The organism is Dyadobacter sp. CY323 (genome assembly GCF_021390245.1).
GTDB lineage: Bacteria > Bacteroidota > Bacteroidia > Cytophagales > Spirosomataceae > Dyadobacter.
The window spans coordinates 1-20,703 of record NZ_JAJUXH010000018.1 but is presented as its reverse complement, the minus strand read 5'-3'; the positions used below and the strand labels follow the sequence as shown (position 1 = coordinate 20,703).

Genomic DNA, 20,703 nt, shown 5'->3' with positions numbered 1-20,703 from the left:
GTTCAATTTCCACACTTTTACATGCATTTGAATGTGTGTAAACGGGATAGATTTTCCATTTTCCTGCCTTTGTTTGGTTAATCTTTCATCAGAAATAACATAGCAACCATCATCATGAGCATTTTTGAATCTTTCACTCAAATCAGGACCTTACTGAAAACCATCGATATCAATGCAGTAGCCAGGCTCTCAAAAAAGGTGGATTTGAACAAAATGATGGGTGTTGTCTCCAAAATGAGCGAGGAAGATCTTGGGAAGATGTTAAAGTTTATGGAGGCAGGTTCCGGAAAGAAAAAGGCACCCCCGATGGTAAATGGGGACTTTTACGAATTGACAGGGACATTATCTCCGGAAGATAAGCTGATCCAGATGAAGGTGCGGGAATTCATGGAGACGGAAATTAAACCGATCGCCAATCACTATTGGAACAATGCACAATTTCCGATGCATATTATCCCGCTTATGGCCAGGCTGGATATTTGCGGACTTACTTATAAAGGATACGGCTGCGCTGGCCGCTCCGCCTTGCTGGAAGGGTTTATAGCAATGGAAATGGCCCGGATCGATTCATCGGTTTCAACGTTTTTCGGTGTTCACAGCGGACTTGCAATGGGGTCGATTTACATGTGCGGCTCCGAGGAGCAAAAGCAATACTGGCTACCGATTATGCAAAAAATGAAAATCATCGGCGCGTTTGGTCTCACGGAGCCGGAAGTTGGATCGGGTGCCGCCGGTGGACTTACGACGACCTGCAAACGTATCGGGGATGAATGGGTGATCAATGGACAGAAGAAATGGATCGGGAATGCGACTTTCTCGGATATAACTATTATCTGGGCGAGGGATCTGTCTGATAATCAGGTAAAAGGATTTATTGTGAAAAAAGGAAATCCGGGTTTTAAGGCTGAGAAAATGCAGGACAAAATGGCTTTGCGAACCGTTCAAAACGCATTGATCACACTCACAGATTGCATAGTACCAGAATCGGACAGGTTGCAGAACGCCAATTCATTTAAAGATACAGCCAATGTGCTGCGCATGACCCGCGCCGGGGTTGCATGGCAGGCAGTTGGCTGTGGGCGGGGGGCTTATGAACTCGCTTTGAAATACACCATGGAAAGAAAGCAGTTTGGCAGACCGATCGCCGGTTTTCAGCTTGTGCAGGATTTACTGGTAACGATGTTGGGCGACCTTACTGCCATGCAAACGATGGTTTACAGGTTGTCGCAATTGCAGGATAGCGGCGTACTCACCGACGAACATGCCTCATTAGCCAAGGTTTTTTGTACACTGAGAATGCGCTCCATTGTGGATCACGCGCGGGAGCTTTTTGGAGGAAATGGGATTTTACTGGAATACGACATTGCCCGGTTTGTTGCCGACGCCGAGGCCATTTACTCGTACGAGGGAACAAAGGAAATCAATTCGCTGATCGTAGGCCGGGCGATTACCGGTGAAAGCGCATTTGTCTAAATCGTTTTTTACAGCGTTCCCGCCTTCATTTTAATAAGTGTGGTTTCCAGAGATCCGGACGTTCGGCCCATGGCTTTTTCTTCTTCCACTGCTTTTGTCTGCCATTCGATAGCCTCGTCGCGGCGGTCCAGCTTGTACAGAAGATGAGCGTATGTATCCTTATAGCGCGGGTTGCCGTTAATTTTACTGTCATTCACGTTCCGAACTAGCTTAGAGCTCCAATCGATGGCTAATTTCGACCAGCTTAATGCTTTCTCTAGATCCGTTTTAGTGGCAGCCATTTCATAAAAATGCCACGCGCGGTTGTTCAGTTCAATGTGGTAGAACTGGGAAGGTGACTGTACCCCGAAGCTGCGTACGGTAACGCCATTTTTGGGAATGGGATCTTTCGGCATCATCTTCACAACTTCGAGACTGTCTATCTTTTTGAGAAAATCGATCGAAACATTCATGTAATTTCTTTCAATGAATTCCGAGGCCGTGGCCAGGTATTTCGTCGTATCCCTCACCGCATAATAGTAATTGAGCATCATCTTTACCGATTCGACGACGCCTTTTGCGCGATCTGCTCCGTAGGTACCCATTGTGAAACCTGAGACCGCCTGCGCCAGTGATTCATTTCGTTTCATGACAGCATTTCTCATGGATGCATTGATAATGCCGTTGTTGATCGAAATCGCTTCCGCCAACGGAACGGACTGATACATACTGTCTATGAGTCTAGGTTTGGTGAGCGAGCGAATGCGTTTGTATGCTTTGCTGTCCAGCGATGGGCCTTGCTGGTAGATAAATCGAATGGTGTTGAAGTTATTTAAAGAATCGTCCGGTAGCCCATCCACGTATTCATCCAGCACATTATCCAGAGAAAGCTGTGATTCGCGCAGTTTTCCAAGATATTCTTTCAGGAACGCAGCTGATTTTTCCCCGGCTTTGTACTCTTTTATGTACTCATTTACATGTTTGGAACCGACGCGACTTAATGCGAGCCCGGCCTGATCCAGGTAGAGCTTCGAATAACTGGTCGATCCATTGTAACGGGCCAGGATATTACCCGACGGATCGATAAACAAAGAAATGAGAGAACTGTTGACCTCGAACCGCTTTTGGAGGTCTGCGCCATTTTCCGTGTCTACATTGCAACGGACCGAAACAAAGTGTTTATCGAATTTTTCTTTCAGGATCGGGCTGCTAAAACCTTGTGTAGCAACCTCATTGCATTGATCGCATTTGCTGTTTTCGAGGTGTATAAAGACGATTTTGTTTTCCTCTTTTGCTTTTTTTGAAAGCTCCGTCCAGCTCGTTTTACTATCCACAAAAGTGATTTGAGCAAAACTGCAGAGTGAAAAAATGCAAAGGCAGATTGATAATAATGTTTTCATAGCCAGGTATCGTCGATTGCTTCAAAAATAGATGAATTTTTGTAACCATATGTTTCGATTTTATTAATAAATTTTACTTCCAACTTTCGGAATAAAACCGGTGTCATTCTGGCTGATACGTTCCTGATCCATACTACTATGAAAAAATCGCTACCTCTCATTTTGCTTCTCGCATTAATGCTTTCCTGCAAGGATAAAAGCCCCGGCTCGTCTCTTGAACTCTGCGGCGTAAAAGATCCCGTTAATAATTTGAACTGGCTGAAAGCTCTCGTGGATGAGGCAAAAACAAAAGATCCTTCCTATACCACAATTGTCGCGGTTACCGTAAAAGGAGAGACGCTGATCAATTATTATGTCAGTATCATGTCCTGCATTGGATGTATTTCGTATCATTGCGATGGTACCCGATTCGATATGAGCGTTCTCAGTCAGGAGGAAAGCAAACAATACCAGGAAGATATTTGGGGAGAAAAAGGAAGGAGAGTCGTTCTCTGGCCGCAGAAATAACGTTATTTTAGCTTGATTTAAAATTCAGGATAGTAACGTTTCTTCCATTAAACTACATGACGGACCAGCCCCAGGTTACAATACGGGAAGTTACCATTGCCGACCGTGATACCGCTTACAGAATGATCTGCGGATTAGAAGATTTGTTGCTTAACCGCGAAGGTTTTGATTTTGTATTTGATAAAAACATAGAAAACCCGAATATCCGCTACTTCCTTGGCGAGCTTTCCGGCAAGCCGGTGGGGATGGTCAGCTGCCACATTCAACCTCTGCTACATCACGCGGCGCTCGTCTCCGAAATCCAGGAAATGTATGTGGAGCCGGAATTTCGTTCATTGAAAATTGGAAAAGCATTGATTGCGCGTGTTGTGGATTTTGCAAAGAGCGCGGGCGCGATTCAAATGGAGGTTACTTCGCGAAATATCCGCGAGCATGCGCACCGGTTTTATCAGCGTGAAGGATTTGAGAAATCGCACGTGAAGCTTGTGAGGTATTTTAGGGACGAAAAATAAAAAAACCTCCGGATCATCGACCCGGAGATTTCCAAAAAATTACCCTAAACCTTCAACTGCCATTTAAAACCTTCTGCGATCGCGTGCCCAGTGGTCGCCCCGGCGGTCGCTCATTCTGCGGGTATCCGCCATTAATCTTTGCAGGTCTTCCCGAAGGATTCTCGCTTCACGGGGAGAAACACGTCCGCGGTGGCTGAATTTTCTTTCGCGATCCTCAATTCGTTCATATTGAGCCATTAATGCATTCGCTTCCCGGGAAGTGAGTGTCCCGCGCTGCACACCGGTCGCAATTTGCTGGCGGGCCTCCCTTTGCATCCTGTTGATGTCGGTCATCGGTCCGCGACGGTAGTCGTCACGGTTTTCGTAGCGGTCACGGTCATCGTGACGTGGACCGTACTGAGCGGATGCTGATGTAAATCCTACTGCAACTACCACGGCGGCGAACAATATCTTTTTCATGACTACTAAATGTTTAAAAGTTAAGTTTTTGTTGAAATTCATGGATTAGAGGGTGTTTTCTGAGCCAGGTTTAATTGGCGATTGTTAAGGATTGTTAAGGAGGTAAAAACAAAAAAGGCAGATAAAAACGCGGGTTTCTATCTGCCTTTTAATCAGCTGATAAGCTATCAAAAAAAGCTTTTGGGGGAAATTATAAAGTGTAAACCGGAAGCGTTTTTCTAATCTCTTCCTGGGCTTCCGCCAGAACTTCCTCTACTTTCCTGCCCGCCGGTTCAATGCCCGGGAGAATTGTCCAGGTGAGTTTGGCGAACGATTTCAATGGGAAAATGCCTTTGGGATTAAATGCCCCGGTACCATCGATTGCAACCGGAACGATAAGCGCGTCGGGTGCGCGTTTTAATAACGTAGCCACTCCGCCGGTGACAAATGGCTTCATAATGCCGCTCGCCGTACGCGTGCCTTCCGGGAAAATAAGAGCTGAGGATTTTTCATCCTGGATCAGCTTACCCAGTCTCGCGATTTCGGCGATCGCCTGCTTACCGTCTTTCCGGTCGATGATCGCAGCGCCGCTTTTACGTAAATTATATGAAATGCTTGGAACGCCTTTTTTAAGCTCGACTTTGGAAACGAAACGGGGACGGTACTTTCGCAGGAACCAGTATACCGGTGAAATATCGAATGTACTCTGGTGGTTCGCGACGAAAATGATCGGCCGGTTATGGGGGATTTGGAATTGCTTTCTGAGTGTAATTTCAGCTCCGGTGAGGTACAATCCGTAGGTCAGTGAGAAATTGAGATAGTCGACCACCTTGCGGTGCGCATTTTTACCAAACACATTATATGCAATGACCTGGGCAAGATGAAAGAAGAGAAGTGTAAGTCCGAAATGGATCAGGTAGAGGGTACTTAAAACGTAATCGAGTATTTTTTTCATCCCTGTTTTTTCTGCAAAAATAGTGTAAAACTGATTTGTTTTATTCTTATTTATGAGATTCAAAATGACAATTATCAGCTAAAACTTACATATAATTGGCTTTCTTTGTAAAATAGATTTTTGAGTTTAAAACGAAGTAAAAATGGATACCGCACTCTCTGCAGAACGGCTAGAAGTGATGCAGCACATCGGAAAAGATCTGGGTGGGCTGATGGCCGAATACTTAAAACCAATAGATGAAAATTGGCAACCGTCTGATTTTTTGCCGGATCCGAGAGATGATAATTTTGCGAGTGAAGTCAAATTATTGCAAGAAAGTTGCCGCGACCTGCCTTACGATTACATCGCCGTTTTGATCGGTGACACCATTACCGAGGAAGCATTGCCGACGTATGAATCGTGGTTAATGGATGTGATCGGGGTCAATCAGGTAGGTGAGCCGGAATCCGGTTGGGTGAAATGGGTACGTGCCTGGACAGCCGAAGAAAACCGTCACGGCGACCTTCTCAACAAGTATTTATATCTGTCGGGTCGCGTGAACATGCGTGCGATGGAAGTTTCGACACAGTATCTCATCGCCGATGGTTTCGATATCGGCACAGACCGAGATCCTTACCGCAACTTTATTTACACCTCTTTTCAGGAGCTGGCAACCAATGTTTCTCACAGACGGACTGCCACGCTGGCTAAAAAATTCGGGAACCCGCATTTATCGAAAATATGCGGCGTGATCGCTTCCGACGAAATGCGTCATGCAAAAGCATATAAAACATTCGTGAGCCGCATACTTGAAGTTGACGCGTCACAATTACTTCTGGCATTGGAAGATATGATGCGTAAAAAAATTGTGATGCCTGCGCATTTTATGCGTGAATCGGGTGTGAAAATGGGGGATACATTCTCACATTTTTCGGATGCAGCCCAACGCCTGGGTGTTTATACTACCAACGATTACATCGAAATTTTAGACTCTTTGTTAGTGGAATGGGAAATAGGCTCCATTCGCGATGTGAATGAAAAGGCGGAAAAAGCGCGCGATTATCTGATGGCGCTGCCTTCCAGGCTGAGAAGAATTGCAGATCGTACGAAAATACCCGATCTGAATTACGAATTCAGCTGGATCAGTTAGGTTTTTTTTGATAAAAAATAATGAAAACGTTCTCTCAAAAAGAGGACGTTTTTTACTTAAAAAGCATTACCGAGCCTTTTTTGTGGATTACCTTTCCTTTCACCGAGGTACCTTCCACTTCCCAGACATACGTCCCCATCACGGGTAATCCGCCTTTAAAATACCCATCCCAACCTTGATTAAGCTGATTGGTGTAAAAAACAAGCTCGCCCCATCGGTTGTAGATCTTAAAATACGTGATCGACTCAATGCCATGGATTAAAGGAACAAGTACTTCATTTTGCCCATCGCCATTTGGAGTAAATGCGGTTGGGATGTTGATACTTTCCTGCCTTTTTATAGCCAGGTTCACCTGCCCGGTACCTTTGCAACCCAGCTCCGATGTTACCTCGACGGTATAAGACTGGTTATCCTGCAAAACGGCGATTGGCGTAGGACTGTTTGGATTATTTAATCCAATGGACGGTGACCACAAGAAAAATGCATCAGATCCACTTTGGATTTGCGGCGAAGTAACGGCGAGTTGAAAAGGTACATTGTATTCGATCACAGCGTCTGGTGTGACGTTCACCTGTACTTTTGGTGCGACAATAACTTTAACTGTATCGGTTTGGGAACAAAATCCTCGCGAAGCTGTGACCACATATTGCATGGATGTCGGGGGAGCTGCAATCGGGTTTTGAGCGTTTGCGTCGCTCAGGCCAGTCTGGGGTTGCCAGGAAAACGATTGCGCATTGCTGGTTGTAGAGAGTGTAATGGATTCTTCCGTGCAAATGGTCGTGTCGGCCACAGTTTGGACGGTAATGTCGCTGTTGAACTGGACGTTAACCGTTTTCGCAGTCGTGCAATTGTTGCCATCCTTTACGAAAACCCTGTAAGTAGCGGGGGAGATTTTGAAAACGTTTTCTGTCTGATAGTTGACGGAATCAATGGAATACTGATAAGGTGGAATTCCGAGAGAGCCCGTCACGGTGAGCGTACCATCCGTGCCCGTATCACAAGTGCCTGATATCAGGGAAGTTGTCAGATCCAGACTGCTGATCACAGCTTGTTTCCGATTAAAGAGCGAGTTTCCGCATTTCAGATTTGTAACTTTTAATCCCACATTTTTACTGCCGCCGCTATTCCAGCTTACCACGTATGGCCCCATGCCGGAACCTGAAATCACCGTTGCGCCATCCCATTCCCACTCGAAAGTATAGCCTGTACCAGGTGCAGGGATAATGCCCGTATAGGTAATGGTGATATCTTTTGGAAATCCGCAGCTTGGATTTGGGGAGATGGAAAACTCTGCATAGGAATTGATGCTGGCCGTGTAACAGATGTCCCGGGATGTACTATCGACCTCCGCCTGATTGAAATACTTGTTATTAAATCCCAAATAGGCAAAGTTGGCGACACCCGATTCGCAGGAAACAGATGAGTCGTCCCTGAAAATATAAATGGGTACGCCAGCTTTTCCGACGTACCTTCCATCAGCGTCATTGTACGAAGCAAATAATGTGTTGCCGACGTACACATCCATGATCCCGGTTTGTCCGTTTCGCGTGAATGTCAGCAGATAATAAGTTGATTTATTGAAAAATGGGCATGCCCCTGCGATTCCATATGGGTAAAAATCAATGCAGCGGTCTGTTGAGCCGTTTTTGTCTTTAAAATAAATCCCCTGGTCGGAGCCGCCGTTTGAAAAATCAATAATTCTCGCCCAGGTTTTTCCCCAGTCGGCAATTTTGATGTACATCTGAATGGTGTAAGTTTCCGTGATCGCACCTTCTGTATTTGGGTACATAAGTCCATAATTCAGACTATTCTGATAAACCGTTCTTTGGACGCCGCATGGAAGCATGTCCTGAACGAATTTGCCTGGAATGTCACCCGCCTCGCAAACTCCCAATGCTTTCGCCTGACTCAAAGGGTTTCCGCATTCGGGCTGGGCTACGGCCAGGTCATCATAAAAACGATAGGTATGCTTGACTGTCTGACCAAACGCGGCAATCAAAAAGGAGGGAAGAAAAACAATGGTAAGGAAAACTTTAAATCTCATAGACCAGCCACAATCATTCCAAAAACGTGAGCAAAAACGGAAATAAAATTACGTCAATTACAATGAAATAGATGCAGGATCTGAATTTTTTTGATTTTAGCTATCCAAATAAAAGTGCACTGCCGCCAGATAGTAACGTACTATATGGCGGCAGTGCGGAGCATGGTTTTTTACCCAATGTGAGAATTTACGGATTAACGCGCATCAGGGAGCCTGTTCTGATCATCAGGTTCTTGCGGGTTTTAAGATCATCCCGAAGTGATTTTTTGAACGGATCAACTGTTTTTGTTGCCGCAGTTCGCATTGAGGTAGGTGCAGGAATTCCCATTACATCCAATGCTTTTCGGAACAATGTTTCGTTCTCATCGGCAAAAGGCTTGTAGGGAACATTCGTATCTTCCACAATATAGTCCGGCGTCATGCCCTTCACCGTCCCGTAATCCGACTCGCCATTGGCATTGGCTGTTTGTCCCAACATCACATAGGCACCCCATTTCCAGCGGTTTTCGTCATCGTCGATCAGCGATCCGAACAGATTTTTACCTGCTGTATTTTCTCCGATGGTGATCACTTCCATATAAGGCTCCAAACCGTTAATGACCAGTTCACTTGCCGAAGCCGTTGAATTTGAGGTTAATACAAAAACCCGGTTCAGGTTGTTGCCGATGTTGTTTGCCTCGGTCTGGAAGTTATAATTCAATGCATTTGCTCCCTGGTTTTTCTGCCAGTAAGCAATGTATTTGTCGTTCCATTGTTCGGTATAAAAAATCTTGGAAGAAGAAATATTCCTGCCAATCAGCGAAGCCAGCGTTTCCGCCGAGCTAATGTACCCACCCGAGTTAAACCGCAAATCCAGCACAAGTTCATTCACACCTTTGCTTTTGAAATCAGCAAATATCTGACGGAGCTCATTGTCGTACTTTTCATCGTCGGCGCTCGTTCCGGGCACGAATTGGGTATAAACGAGGTAGCCGATCGTCTTCCCGTATGCCGGTTTGGAGATCACTGTTGAAAATGCGACCGGGTCTTCGGAAACTTCCGCTTTTGTGATGGAGACGGTTTGGCTTGCCGCAGCGATTGCGCCGCCATTGAGTGTACCTAATGTAAAAGTTGTGGTTTCGCTACCTCCGAGCAGGGATTGATAATTGGCGGATGTGAGCTGAGTACCGTTTACTTTGAGCAGAAAATCACCCCGTTTCAAACCAGCTTTATCCGCCGGGCTACCTTTTACAACATAGTTCAGGAAGATGCCGATGTTGGAATTACCGTTATCAATGAAAGAAAGCGAATAACTGATCCCAAAAATTTTGCTGATGCCATTAAACTCATTTTCTAATGCGTCAATGTCATCTGTGACAGCCGAGAAACGGTCAACCGTCTGGCGTTGATAAACCAGCTTTTCGAAATAATCATATGGGTCACTTGTTGCGTCAAGACTTGTTTCTTCCGGCATTTCCTTGTACCAGAAATACCCGTCATTCATAATCTCGTATAACCAGGCATTTACGGCCTTGTAATCAGAAGCAGTCGTAGAATCAAGTGTAGTATCAACATCCGGAGCGACGTCCTTCTCCTTGCACCCCGTAACACACGCCGCAAGAATTAGTACAAAAACGAAGTGTAACTTTTTGAAATGTAACATATTAGTCAGTTTATAAAATACAGGTAAACTGATGCGTCATAGCGTTTTTTAGTTAGAATGTTGTTTAACGAATTATATTGTTAATACGTATGTCGGCGGTGGATTGTGGCGGACGCAGAAAAATATCTGAGTAAACGCCAAACAGGGTGGGAAAACAAAATGTGTTTAAATTTTGCGTTACTTATTTAGATACAAAGCGTCTAAAAGATATGTTGATCAATCAGATAATTACAATTGACCAGGAAATATTAAATGGTCAACCCGTATTTAGCGGAACTCGCGTCCCGATCGAGTCTCTGTTTGATCACCTCGAAGCTGGGGTATCTATTGACGAGTTTTTGGATGACTTTCCAACTGTTTCGAAAGAGCAGGCAATAGCATTACTTGAAGCTGCGAGTAAGTTGCTATCATCCAAAAATATCAAGCAGCTCTATGAAGCTTTTGCATGACGAAAATTTACCAAAAAGGCTTAAAGAGGATTTCCCTGATCATGAAGTATGCACGGTCAGGGAAATGGGTTGGAATGGGAAGAAAGAATCTGATCAAATCCCCGTCAATCCCCGGAAGAAGTTCCTGGCGATGATAGCGTATTCGAGTGGATTGGCTTTTGCGGGATCTTGTTCTGCTTCGAGGACGATCCAGCCGTTGTAGTCACTGTTTTTTATGATTTCGAAAAGCGATGGGAAATCAATGCAGCCTTCGGAGTCGCCCGGAACGGTGAAAACGCCATTTTTTACAGCTGTCAAAAAACTCAATCTTTCGTCATGAACGCGTTGCAGCATATTCGGGCGCACATCTTTCAGGTGAATGTGCGCAGTACGTCCGATGTATTTGTTCAATGCGGTCACGGGATTTTCGCCGGCGAAATGAAAATGTCCGCAATCATAATTCAGGAAAACGTTTTCGGGATCAGTCTCATTCAAAAGCCGGTCCGTTTCCTCGATTGTCTGTACGCAAGTCCCCATATGATGGTGAAATGCCAGTTTCATTCCCTGGTCACGTGCAATTTTCCCAAGCTCATTCAGCCCGAATGTGAAACTGTTCCATTCATCTTTTGTATTCAGCATTCCTTTTCCCTCAAAGACGGGAACGTCCATTTGCCCCTGACAACTATTTCCTGTCTCACCGCCACCTATCACTTTGGCGCCCATGGTTTCCAGGAAATCAAGCAACTCGGTAAAGTTTTTTCTGTTTTCGTCAAAACTTTTTGTCGTTAACTCATAACTGTTCCATTGATTGCAAATCTGCAGACCGCGCAATTCCAACGCTTTCCTGAGCACGTTCGTATCACGCGGAAATTTGTTTCCTACTTCGCAGCCCGTGAATCCAGCCAGCGCCATTTCACTGATACATTGCTCAAACGTATTTTCCCCGCCCAGTTCCGGCATATCATCATTCGTCCAGTTGATAGGGGCAATGCCAAGTTGTATGTTTTCGAAATTCATTGTTTTTGTAAGATGTGAGGTGTGAGAAGTGAGATGTGAGATGTGAGAAGTGAGAGGTTAGATGTGAGATGTGAGAGGTGAGAGGTGAGAGGTGAGAGGTGAGAGGTAAGATGTGAAGGGTAAGATGTGAGATGTGCTTGAAGTGAGATGTGGGATGCCATTTCACACTTCACATTTTACATTTCACATTTCCATTCTTTACATTTCACATCTTACATTTCACTTCTTTTCACATTTCCCTTTTTTACATTTCACCCTTCACATCTCACATTTCACATCTCACATTTCACACCTAAATAAATATCCGTTGCGTTTTCTTGTTCTCGGTATAGGTTTCAAATGCTTTTTGTACGCCGGGAGAGGTCGAAACTTCGGCAACCGGAACCTCCCACCAGGCATTATAGCCTTTTACAGTGCGGTACAGGCTTGTTTCAATGTAAATGACCGTCAGGCGATCGTTGGTTTTGGATTGTGCCAATGCAGCTTCCAATGATTTTCCATCGGTCGCTTTGATCACGATCGCGCCCAAACTTTCCGCATTCTTGGCAAGATCTACGGGCAGGAAACTACCGGCAAGTTGTCCCGAAGTTTCGTCACGATACTTGTACATGGTGCCGAAACGCTCGCCTCCAATGCTTTCTGAAAGTCCGCCGATACTGGCGTATCCGTTATTATTCAGCAATAAAATCGTGAATTTGACTCCTTCCTGAATGGCGGTTACGATCTCGTGGTTGTTCATTAAATAACCCCCATCACCACAAATGACATAGATTTCACGGCTTGGATCGGCCATTTTTGCGCCCAGCCCGGCGGCGATTTCGTAACCCATGCAGGAGTAACCGTATTCCAGATGGAAGTTCTTGGGATCGGTGGCGCGCCATAATTTGTGCAGATCGCCCGGCGCACTTCCCGACGCATTGATCATCACATCACGATCTTCCATGAATGTATTCAGCGTCCCGATCACCACCGCCTGATCAATGGGGGCGACCGTACTGTTTCCGTCGGCATAAATCTGGGTTACCTCATCGTCCCAGGCTTTGTTCATATCCGCAACACGCTGACGGTAAGACTGCTCCACTTCGTGATTTCCCAGTAATGCAGAAAGCTCTTCCAAAACCGCTTTCGCGTCGCCGATCACAGGTAATGCAGCTTGTTTGAAAGCGTCGAACTCATTGATATTGATATTAATAAACTTAACGTCCGGATTTTTGAAAATGGATTTGGACGCGGTCGTAAAGTCACTGTAACGTGTTCCGATGCCGATCACGACGTCGGCTTCGTTGGTAATTTCAATGGCATATTTGGTACCGGTAGCTCCCAGTCCGCCAATGCTATATGGTGTATCGTAACGTACCGCGCCTTTTCCCGCAAACGTTTCTCCCACGGGAATGCCAGTTTTAGCTGCAAAATCATGTAATACCTCAGTAGCACCACTGTAAATAGCACCGCCGCCCGCCACGATTACCGGATTTTTGGCATTTTTGATCCATTCGGCTGCTTTTTTTAATGTATCCAGATCGGGCCTCGGCCTTCCCACATGCCAGACTTTCTTTTGAAACATTTCCTCTGGAAAATCGTAGGCGTGCGTTTGCACATCCTGAGGCATGGATAAAGTTACTGCGCCCATTTCGGCTTGCGAGGTCAGCACGCGCATGACTTCGGGGAGTGAGTAAATCAGCTGCTCGGGGCGATTAATGCGGTCCCAGTATTTTGAAACAGGTTTAAAACAATCATTCACCGAAATGTCCTGGGTCGAAGAACTCTCCAGTTGCTGCAGAACCGGATTAGGCTCACGGGTAGCAAAAATGTCGCCTGGTAATAGTAAAACGGGTAACCGGTTAATGGTCGCCAATGCAGCTCCGGTGATCATATTCGTAGCACCCGGACCAATGGAAGTGGTGCAAACAAATGCGCCCAGCCGGTTTTTCAATTTGGCATAAGCAACGGCCGTATGTACCATCGACTGCTCATTCCGACTCTGATAATACCTGAAATCGAGATTTTCCTGCAAAGCCTGGCCCAAGCCAGCCACATTACCGTGACCAAATATGCCAAAACAGCCGCCAAAATAAGGTTCTTCAATACCATCCCGTTCGATGTACTGATTTTTCAAATAGGTTATGGTAGCCTGCGCTACGGTAAGTCGTCTGGTCATAGTTTCATTTAATTAAATTCCAATGCTTTGCCTGTGCAGCCGAACAAGTCAAACTTTTTAAGCATAAAATTTTTGTATTCTTCCATAAAAATCTTCCCGGGTGTGGTCGGCGCAAATTCATCCGGCTTGTTGCGAAAAAACTCACGGTTAACCATGGTCCAGAGTAGTCTGGTATCGGTGGCAATATTGATTTTGCAGATACCGAGTGGGATCGCTTTCTTGATTTCTTCCTCCTGAACTCCTTTTGCGTCAGTTTTTAGCTTTCCTCCCGCTGCGTTAATCCGTTCCACCACTTCGGGAATTACATTGGAACCGCCGTGAAGTACCAGCGGGAATCCAGGCAACCGTTGTTGAATTTCTTCCAGAATGTGGAATTGCAAGCCCTGTCCGCCGGAAAATTTATATGCGCCGTGACTGGTACCGACCGCGATCGCGAGACTATCACAATCCGTAGCTTTTACAAAATCTTCAACTTGTTGCGGATTGGTATAAAACGAATGCGCCGCGTCGACGGTAAGATCATCTTCCACGCCAGCCAAAACGCCCAGTTCAGCTTCCACGCTAATATTTTTCTCATGCGCCCGCCTCACGACTTCCTGCGTACGAGACACATTTTTCTCAAATGGTTCGTGCGACGCATCAATCATCACGGAAGTATAACCGCCTTTTTCAATGGCGTCAAAAATGTGTTCTTCATACCCATGGTCCATGTGGATGGCAAAGGTTACTTTGGGATAAATCCGCGAAGCCGCACCGATCATCGACAAAAGCATGTCGGGATTGGCATAATCGCGTGCAAAAGGTGTTGTCTGTACAATAAAAGGCGCATTTGCCTCTTGCGCCGCTGCAAAAAGACCATGTATTTCTTCCATAAAAAAAACATTCACCGCCGGAATCGCATAGCGGGAGTAGCATTGCCGGAAGAGTTTTTTGGTTGTTAGAAGCATTTTTTTGGCTTTTAGCTGTTAGCCTTTAGCTATTAGCTATTTTATTTTTTATAAAGTTTTCTAACTATCACTTGAACCTTTTTGGTCAATACAGAAATATTCCTAAAAGCTAAAAGCTAAAAGCTAAAAGCTAAAAGCTAAAAGCTAAAAGCTAAAAGCTAAAAGCTAAAAGCTACCAAAACACTGTATACAATGCCGCCAGTACCCCGCAGATCATGATTGACCCGATGACGAAACTTTTGCCTGGGCGGAACATGGAACTCTCGATTTCCAGACCTTTTGGATTGTGTTTGCTTTTTGGATCAGCTAGGGTCATTACTACGATTACGGCGCAAAGGATCAGGAAAATGATGCCCATTCGATCCAGAAATGGGATTTCCGGGGCGAGAAATTTTCCTGCTGTGGATAATGGGATTGTCAATAATGCGGCGGTAAGTGCTGCGGCTGACGTGGTTCTTTTCCAAAACATACCGAGAATGAAAATCGCGAATACACCCGGGGTAATGAAGCTGCTGTATTCCTGGATAAATTGGTAGGCCTGATCGAGCGCCCGAAGCTGCGGCGCGATCAAAACGCCGATTCCCATGGCCACATAAATCGTGTAGCGACCCATTCTCACAAGTTGTTTTTCACTTGCGTTCGGGGCAATGTATTGTTTGTAAATATCCAGTGTAAAAATGGTGGATATACTATTTGCTTTACCCGCCAGCGAAGCTACGATTGCCGCTGTAAGTGCCGCAAATGCCATTCCTTTCAAACCAGCTGGAAGTAAATTTAGTAAAACGGGGTAGGCATGATCCGGCTTTACGACGCCGGCACCATCGAGCATTTCTTGCTGGAACATGCCATTTTGATACAAAACATAAGCCGCGATGCCTGGAATGACCACAATGATCGGGATCAGTAACTTTAATAATGCGGCAAACAAAATTCCCTTCCGGGCGGTTTTTAGGTCGGCTCCCAGACTGCGCTGAATGATGTATTGATTGCAACCAAAGTAAGCCAGATTGTTGATCCACATTGCTCCGATAATTACTGACAAACCGGGAAGATCCTTGTAAAATGGATTTTCTTTTGGTAAGATCATGTGAAAATGCGAGTCGGCTTCATTTTTGAGCAGGCTTAATGCATTAAAGATACCCGGCTTGTTGAAATGTTGGGAAACCAGATCTAATGCAAGATAGGTAGTGGCCAAACCTCCCAGAACCAGCACGATTACCTGAACGACATCGGTATAGCCGATCACCTTCATGCCGCCAATGGTGATGACTACGGCGAAAATTCCCAGACCAATAATTCCGTAGTTGAAATTGAGGCCGGCAGTAACTTCCAAAGCCAACGCGCCCAGATATAAAATGGAGGTCAGGTTCACAAAAACATATAATAGCAGCCAAAAAACCGCCATAATCGTTGCGACCGTCGGGCTATACCTTTCCCGCAGAAACTGGGGCATGGTGTAAATTTTGTTTTTGAGATACACCGGGAGGATAAAAACCGCGACGACGATCAGCGAAGCTGCCGCCATCCATTCATAAGAAGAAATCGCAAGTCCGATCGCAAAACCCGAGCCCGACATGCCGATAAAATGCTCTGCCGAAATGTTGGACGCAATAATGGAAGCTCCGATTGCCCAGAATGTGAGCGAACCCTCGGCCAGAAAGTAGTCGGTAGAGCTTACTTCTTTCGAACTTTTCTTTTTGTAAATCCAGTATCCGTAAGCTGAAACGCCTATCAGGTAAATAAAGAAAACGACATAATCCAGCGATTGCAAACCGGTATTGGACATTCGGATGGGGGGTTAGGGTGGGGTGTGGGGCCTAGTTTGGTTTTAGTAGTTCGTTATTGTCATTTGTAGTCAGGTATTGTCATTTATAGTCATATGTTGTCACGTATTCCGGAATGTTCTTTCAATTTTCAAACTTATAAACTTTTTTAACTTATCTGCTGTGAGATCTCTAAGACAGTCCTGACTGGGCTCTACAGAAAATTACAATAAATGACTACTAATGACGAAAAATGACAGATCCTAACTACAATACAAATGTGCCGTTTATGGCTAAACCGCCGCATACTGCAAAATCTCTTCCATTTTTACGCTTCTTCCTTCCGTTAAAGACTTCATTGCCGCGATGCCTATAGCAGTGGCCATTAGTCCGTCATGTGCATCTACCGGCGACGGGGTATCATTTTTTACACAATCAATGAAGGATTTAAGACAAACGCGATAAGCCGTTTCATACCTTTCCAAGAAGAAATGCAATGGTAGCGAGCTGTGTCCGCCATTGACATCAAAATGGATCAGCGTATCGGGGGTATTGTTTTCTGCTTTTGCCATACCTTTTGATCCAAAAATTTCAAGCCGCTGATCGTACCCGTACACTGCTTTTCGGCTGTTGTCGATCACACCAATCGCACCATTTTCGAATGTGAGCACGATCACGGCTGTATCTATATCCCCAAATTCTTTGATCTCCGGATGGATCAGGGCATCTCCTTTTACGAAAACCTCTTTTACCTCACTACCAACAATGTAGCGCGCCATATCAAAGTCGTGAATGGACATATCCAGGAAGATCCCGCCTGAAATTTTAAGATATTCAACCGGCGGCGGTGCCGGGTCGCGGCTTGTAATACGGAGAATATGCGGGTCTCCGATTTTGTTTGCTTCCACCAATGTCCTGACATTGTTGAAGTTCGCATCGAATCTTCTGTTAAATCCCAGCATTAATTTCACCTGATTGTCATTCACTGCTTTTTCGGCAGCCAGAATAGCTTCCAGGGTCACATCGAGCGGTTTTTCACAAAAAACATGTTTCTTCCGATTGGCGGCGGCCACGGTGTAGGGAACGTGAAACGGGGTAGGAGAGCAAATGATTACCGCTTCCACCTCGGGGTGATTAATCACATCGTAGGCGTCCGTAGTAACATTTGCTACTCCCAGGTTATGTGCAAAAGCATGTGATGCCGGCGACAGGTCTGAGGCGATAATCACCTCCGCGTCGGGCATGTGATGTACCAGGTTACTCAAATGGATCTGACCAATCCGTCCAAGCCCAATCACGCCGGTTTTTAGTTTCGTTGTCATTGTTAGTTGAATGTTGCTTTTTGGCTGTTGGCTAAAAGCTATTAGCTGTTAGCTATTAGCTTTTAGCCTTTATTTAAAATTATTTATTCAGATATCTATACTTTAACTGCACAACAACAAAGCTAAAGGCTAACAGCTAACAGCTAACAGCTAATAGCTTTTAGCTTCTCAAAACTTCCTGTTCCATTCCTTCAACCACCGCTCGATCACCACTTTTGTTTGCGTGAAGAATTCTACGGCGTGTTTGCCTTGGCCGTGCAGATCGCCGTAAAAACTTTCTTTCCAGCCTGAGAATGGGAATTGTGCGACTGGTGCAGCTACGCCGATGTTGATACCGATGTTCCCTGCCTCTGCTTCGTGGCGGAACTTGCGGGCGTTGAGGCCGCTACTTGTGAATATGCAAGCCATGTTTCCATATTTGCCGGAGTTGATAAACCGGATTGCCTCGTCGATGGTGTTGATGTGTACGAGACTGAGTACGGGGCCAAAGATCTCAGTAGTAGCAAGTTCGCCGTCCAGTGGAATGTCTTCAATGATGGTTGGCTGGATGAAATTGCCTTTTTCAAATCCGCTAACCGTCGTATTTCTTCCGTCAACGAGTACCCGCCCGCCTTCACTGATGCCTTTTTCGATCAGGGAGTGCACGCGATTTTTACTTTCTGCGGTGATTACCGGCCCCATTAATACGTCGCTATCGAGTCCAAAGCCGGTTTTTCGGGTTTTTGCCGATTCAACCAGACTCTCGGTGATGTCTTTGTGCTCGCCAACTGTGATGATCGTCGAGGCGGCCAGGCAACGCTGGCCTGCGCAGCCGTAAACGCTGTCGATGACGATTTGGGAAGTCATGTCAATATCTGCATCCGGCAGTACGATTACGGGGTTTTTGGCCCCGCCTTGTGCCTGTACACGCTTTCCATTAGCAGCACCTTTGGAATAAACATACCTCGCTACATTCGAAGATCCTACAAAACTGATCGCTTTAATGACTGGATGTTCAAGGATAGAATCGACCACTTCCCGAGCACCCTGGACAAGGTTTAGAACTCCTTTCGGAAGATCAAGCTGATCCATGAGTCCCACAATTTTGGTCATGGTCAACGGCACTTTTTCCGACGGTTTGATAATGTAACTGTTGCCGCAAGCCAATGCATAAGGCAAAAACCAGAAGGTGATCATCCCCGGAAAGTTAAATGGCGCAATGCAGGCACAAACGCCCAGCGGCTGCCGGATCATGTACTCGTCAATTCCTTTTGCGATATCTTCCGAAAACTCTCCCTGGATCAATGCAGGCATGCCACACGCATTTTCCACATTTTCGATTGCCCGTACCATTTCGGCCTTTGCTTCCAGGAACGTTTTACCCGATTCCAGTACAATGGTTTTTGCAATGTCGTCCAGGTTATCTTCCAGAAGGGTTTTTAGTTTAAACAGATATTGAACCCGTTTCGAAACCGGCGTACTTCTCCATTCCTGAAAACCGGCATTGGCCGCAGAAGCTGCATCGTCAACATCCTGATGGTTTCCGAAAGGGACTAAGGCCAAAATCTCCTGATTGGCAGGGTTCAACACATTCTCAAAATGGCCGGAATGACTATCGACCCACTGTCCATTAATATAATTCTGTAATTTTTCCATTTCGTTTTTTTAATAGTTTAGACTTGGCAAGTCTTGAAGACGGGGACGCCTAGTCGGGGACGCCTAGACTTACCAAGTCTAGTTAATTACAACCCTCCGTAGCTTTTTACAAATGCCATTACTTCGTCATAAGTAGGCATGAAATTCGCGCATCCTTCGCGTGTCACAATGATCGCCCCGCACGCATTTCCCATCCGCACGCATTGATATAAGTCCCATTCATTTAATAAACCATAAGAAAACCCTGCGCAAAATGCATCGCCAGCGCCGAGTACATTTAAAACCTCCACCGGAAAACCCGGCACTTTCACTTCTTCTTTTCCCGGCTGGAAAATCGACGCACCTTCTTTTCCTCTTTTCACAACCAGTGTTTCTACACCCGAAGCAAGGATTTCCTGAATCGCATTTTCAATATTCCCACGGATTTCGGGTGCGGATATTTGCTGATGTTTAATGAGTAATTGTTCTTTATCGGTAAGGAACGTAGCCAAGATCTCTTCCTCCGTCCCGACAACGATATTGAAGCTGCTTAATGCGGCACGGATCGTCACGCCAAATGCACGCGGGTCAAACCACTGGTCAGCGCGGAAATCGATATCGAGTAGGCGGGTTACCTTGTTTTTCTTCGCCAGTTCGAGTGCAAAAAACATGGCCGTCCGGCTCGGATCTTTGCTGAATGCGGTCCCCGAAAATGCAGCGGCCTTAAATTCTTCAAATGGAATGGCCGAAACGTGATCGATGTTCAGGTTAATGTCCGCGCAGTTTTCACGGTAATAAACCAAAGGAAAACGGTCAGGAGGTTCAATGCCGAGTACTACTGCAGAACTTCTTGTGCCTTCAATGGTTGGTACCCAATCCGTAACAATACCTTCCTGATCCAAAAAATGTTTAATAAAATTCCCAACCTGATCATTCCCAATCCCTGTTAAAATCGCCGTTTCCAAACCCAATCTGCGACTGCCGGTAGCGATATTTAAAGGACAGCCACCTACAAATGCATTGAATGCTTCAATCTTCTCAAACGGGCTACCGACATTCGCAGAGTACAAATCAATGGAAGAGCGTCCGAGGGTAAGTAAGTCGTATTTTTTCATAGGGATTAGCTTTGAGCTGTTAGCTATTAGCCGTTAGCTCTTTGTCATTGCCTGAAATAGGTTGCCTTCAGAGAGCAAACTATCATGGGCGATTTAAAATTAAATTCGAAAAAAAGTACAAAACTGAAGATCCGTCAATAGCGGATTTTCAGCGACGAGCGGCCACCGCTGTGGTTCAAACGCGAAAAGGTAGCCCAGATCACTTCTGGTCAAACCAGTATTTTAGCTGTTTCCAAGCTTTGGGAAGTTTCACCTGAAAG

The 20,703-nt window shown here is 45.5% G+C and carries 17 protein-coding genes; 5 read left to right on the top strand and 12 right to left on the bottom strand.

Going from position 1 to position 20,703, the window contains the following annotated elements; all coding sequences use genetic code 11:
• The first annotated feature begins 114 nt into the window (after positions 1-114).
• On the top strand, positions 115-1,473 hold the full coding sequence (locus tag LZG72_RS21625) for an acyl-CoA dehydrogenase family protein (RefSeq protein WP_233877038.1): 1,359 nt from the start codon (positions 115-117) through the stop codon (positions 1,471-1,473).
• Positions 1,474-1,481: 8 nt separating this feature from the next.
• Here LZG72_RS21625 and LZG72_RS21620 read toward each other — a convergent pair whose 3' ends face one another.
• On the bottom strand, positions 1,482-2,852 hold the full coding sequence (locus LZG72_RS21620) for a DUF255 domain-containing protein (protein ID WP_233877036.1): 1,371 nt from the start codon (positions 2,850-2,852) through the stop codon (positions 1,482-1,484).
• Between the two features lie 138 nt (positions 2,853-2,990).
• Here LZG72_RS21620 and LZG72_RS21615 point away from each other — a divergent pair, with 138 nt between their 5' ends.
• Together LZG72_RS21615 and LZG72_RS21610 are read left to right on the top strand one after the other, a co-directional pair.
• A complete protein-coding gene (locus LZG72_RS21615) occupies positions 2,991-3,359 on the top strand; it encodes a hypothetical protein (RefSeq protein ID WP_233877034.1) in 369 nt (122 codons plus the stop codon).
• 56 nt (positions 3,360-3,415) lie between these two features.
• On the top strand, positions 3,416-3,871 hold the full coding sequence (locus LZG72_RS21610; RefSeq protein WP_233877032.1) for a GNAT family N-acetyltransferase: 456 nt from the start codon (positions 3,416-3,418) through the stop codon (positions 3,869-3,871).
• Between the two features lie 63 nt (positions 3,872-3,934).
• Here the strand turns inward: LZG72_RS21610 and LZG72_RS21605 are convergent, their stop codons facing one another.
• Positions 3,935-4,330 carry a hypothetical protein gene (locus LZG72_RS21605; protein WP_233877030.1) on the bottom strand — a complete coding sequence of 132 codons (396 nt, stop codon included), beginning with the start codon at positions 4,328-4,330 and terminating at the stop codon, positions 3,935-3,937.
• Positions 4,331-4,520: 190 nt separating this feature from the next.
• Complete coding sequence (locus LZG72_RS21600; RefSeq protein WP_233877028.1) at positions 4,521-5,264, bottom strand: 1-acyl-sn-glycerol-3-phosphate acyltransferase; 744 nt, start codon at positions 5,262-5,264, stop codon at positions 4,521-4,523.
• A 142-nt stretch (positions 5,265-5,406) separates the two neighbouring features.
• On the opposite strand from LZG72_RS21600, the gene LZG72_RS21595 reads away from it, so the two are divergent.
• Entirely contained in the window at positions 5,407-6,393 is a 987-nt protein-coding gene (locus tag LZG72_RS21595) for an acyl-ACP desaturase (protein WP_233877026.1), read from the top strand.
• Positions 6,394-6,445: 52 nt separating this feature from the next.
• On the opposite strand, the gene LZG72_RS21590 is transcribed toward LZG72_RS21595, so the two are convergent.
• A complete protein-coding gene (locus LZG72_RS21590; protein WP_233877024.1) occupies positions 6,446-8,437 on the bottom strand; it encodes a gliding motility-associated C-terminal domain-containing protein in 1,992 nt (663 codons plus the stop codon).
• 187 nt (positions 8,438-8,624) lie between these two features.
• Complete coding sequence (locus LZG72_RS21585; RefSeq protein ID WP_233877022.1) at positions 8,625-10,079, bottom strand: S41 family peptidase; 1,455 nt, start codon at positions 10,077-10,079, stop codon at positions 8,625-8,627.
• A gap of 209 nt (positions 10,080-10,288) precedes the next feature.
• Here LZG72_RS21585 and LZG72_RS21580 point away from each other — a divergent pair, with 209 nt between their 5' ends.
• Entirely contained in the window at positions 10,289-10,528 is a 240-nt protein-coding gene (locus tag LZG72_RS21580) for a DUF433 domain-containing protein (RefSeq protein ID WP_233877020.1), read from the top strand.
• A 93-nt stretch (positions 10,529-10,621) separates the two neighbouring features.
• Here the strand turns inward: LZG72_RS21580 and iolE are convergent, their stop codons facing one another.
• From iolE to iolC, 7 genes are all read right to left on the bottom strand, one after another.
• Complete coding sequence (iolE, locus tag LZG72_RS21575) at positions 10,622-11,524, bottom strand: myo-inosose-2 dehydratase (protein ID WP_233877018.1); 903 nt, start codon at positions 11,522-11,524, stop codon at positions 10,622-10,624.
• Between the two features lie 292 nt (positions 11,525-11,816).
• Positions 11,817-13,682 carry a 3D-(3,5/4)-trihydroxycyclohexane-1,2-dione acylhydrolase (decyclizing) gene (gene iolD, locus LZG72_RS21570; protein WP_233877016.1) on the bottom strand — a complete coding sequence of 622 codons (1,866 nt, stop codon included), beginning with the start codon at positions 13,680-13,682 and terminating at the stop codon, positions 11,817-11,819.
• An 8-nt stretch (positions 13,683-13,690) separates the two neighbouring features.
• Entirely contained in the window at positions 13,691-14,629 is a 939-nt protein-coding gene (locus tag LZG72_RS21565; RefSeq protein ID WP_233877015.1) for a class II fructose-bisphosphate aldolase, read from the bottom strand.
• 172 nt (positions 14,630-14,801) lie between these two features.
• Positions 14,802-16,415: a sodium/sugar symporter gene (locus tag LZG72_RS21560; protein WP_233877013.1), complete on the bottom strand. Its 1,614-nt coding sequence runs from the start codon at positions 16,413-16,415 to the stop codon at positions 14,802-14,804.
• A gap of 270 nt (positions 16,416-16,685) precedes the next feature.
• Positions 16,686-17,714, bottom strand: a complete 1,029-nt coding sequence (gene iolG / locus LZG72_RS21555; protein ID WP_233877011.1) for an inositol 2-dehydrogenase — start codon at positions 17,712-17,714, stop codon at positions 16,686-16,688.
• A gap of 168 nt (positions 17,715-17,882) precedes the next feature.
• A complete protein-coding gene (locus tag LZG72_RS21550) occupies positions 17,883-19,349 on the bottom strand; it encodes a CoA-acylating methylmalonate-semialdehyde dehydrogenase (RefSeq protein ID WP_233877009.1) in 1,467 nt (488 codons plus the stop codon).
• Positions 19,350-19,435: 86 nt separating this feature from the next.
• Positions 19,436-20,443, bottom strand: coding sequence for a 5-dehydro-2-deoxygluconokinase (iolC, locus tag LZG72_RS21545; protein WP_233877007.1), 1,008 nt, complete (start codon positions 20,441-20,443; stop codon positions 19,436-19,438).
• Positions 20,444-20,703: the final 260 nt, after the last annotated feature.

Excerpts from the sequence above, each read along its gene's own strand:
- LZG72_RS21625 (WP_233877038.1), top strand. The coding sequence starts at position 115 with ATGAGCATTTTTGAATCTTTCACTCAAATCAGGACCTTACTGAAAACC.
- LZG72_RS21620 (WP_233877036.1), bottom strand. The coding sequence starts at position 2,852 with ATGAAAACATTATTATCAATCTGCCTTTGCATTTTTTCACTCTGCAGT.
- LZG72_RS21615 (WP_233877034.1), top strand. The coding sequence starts at position 2,991 with ATGAAAAAATCGCTACCTCTCATTTTGCTTCTCGCATTAATGCTTTCC.
- LZG72_RS21610 (WP_233877032.1), top strand. The coding sequence starts at position 3,416 with ATGACGGACCAGCCCCAGGTTACAATACGGGAAGTTACCATTGCCGAC.
- LZG72_RS21605 (WP_233877030.1), bottom strand. The coding sequence starts at position 4,330 with ATGAAAAAGATATTGTTCGCCGCCGTGGTAGTTGCAGTAGGATTTACA.
- LZG72_RS21600 (WP_233877028.1), bottom strand. The coding sequence starts at position 5,264 with ATGAAAAAAATACTCGATTACGTTTTAAGTACCCTCTACCTGATCCAT.
- LZG72_RS21595 (WP_233877026.1), top strand. The coding sequence starts at position 5,407 with ATGGATACCGCACTCTCTGCAGAACGGCTAGAAGTGATGCAGCACATC.
- LZG72_RS21590 (WP_233877024.1), bottom strand. The coding sequence starts at position 8,437 with ATGAGATTTAAAGTTTTCCTTACCATTGTTTTTCTTCCCTCCTTTTTG.
- LZG72_RS21585 (WP_233877022.1), bottom strand. The coding sequence starts at position 10,079 with ATGTTACATTTCAAAAAGTTACACTTCGTTTTTGTACTAATTCTTGCG.
- LZG72_RS21580 (WP_233877020.1), top strand. The coding sequence starts at position 10,289 with ATGTTGATCAATCAGATAATTACAATTGACCAGGAAATATTAAATGGT.
- iolE (WP_233877018.1), bottom strand. The coding sequence starts at position 11,524 with ATGAATTTCGAAAACATACAACTTGGCATTGCCCCTATCAACTGGACG.
- iolD (WP_233877016.1), bottom strand. The coding sequence starts at position 13,682 with ATGACCAGACGACTTACCGTAGCGCAGGCTACCATAACCTATTTGAAA.
- LZG72_RS21565 (WP_233877015.1), bottom strand. The coding sequence starts at position 14,629 with ATGCTTCTAACAACCAAAAAACTCTTCCGGCAATGCTACTCCCGCTAT.
- LZG72_RS21560 (WP_233877013.1), bottom strand. The coding sequence starts at position 16,415 with ATGTCCAATACCGGTTTGCAATCGCTGGATTATGTCGTTTTCTTTATT.
- iolG (WP_233877011.1), bottom strand. The coding sequence starts at position 17,714 with ATGACAACGAAACTAAAAACCGGCGTGATTGGGCTTGGACGGATTGGT.
- LZG72_RS21550 (WP_233877009.1), bottom strand. The coding sequence starts at position 19,349 with ATGGAAAAATTACAGAATTATATTAATGGACAGTGGGTCGATAGTCAT.
- iolC (WP_233877007.1), bottom strand. The coding sequence starts at position 20,443 with ATGAAAAAATACGACTTACTTACCCTCGGACGCTCTTCCATTGATTTG.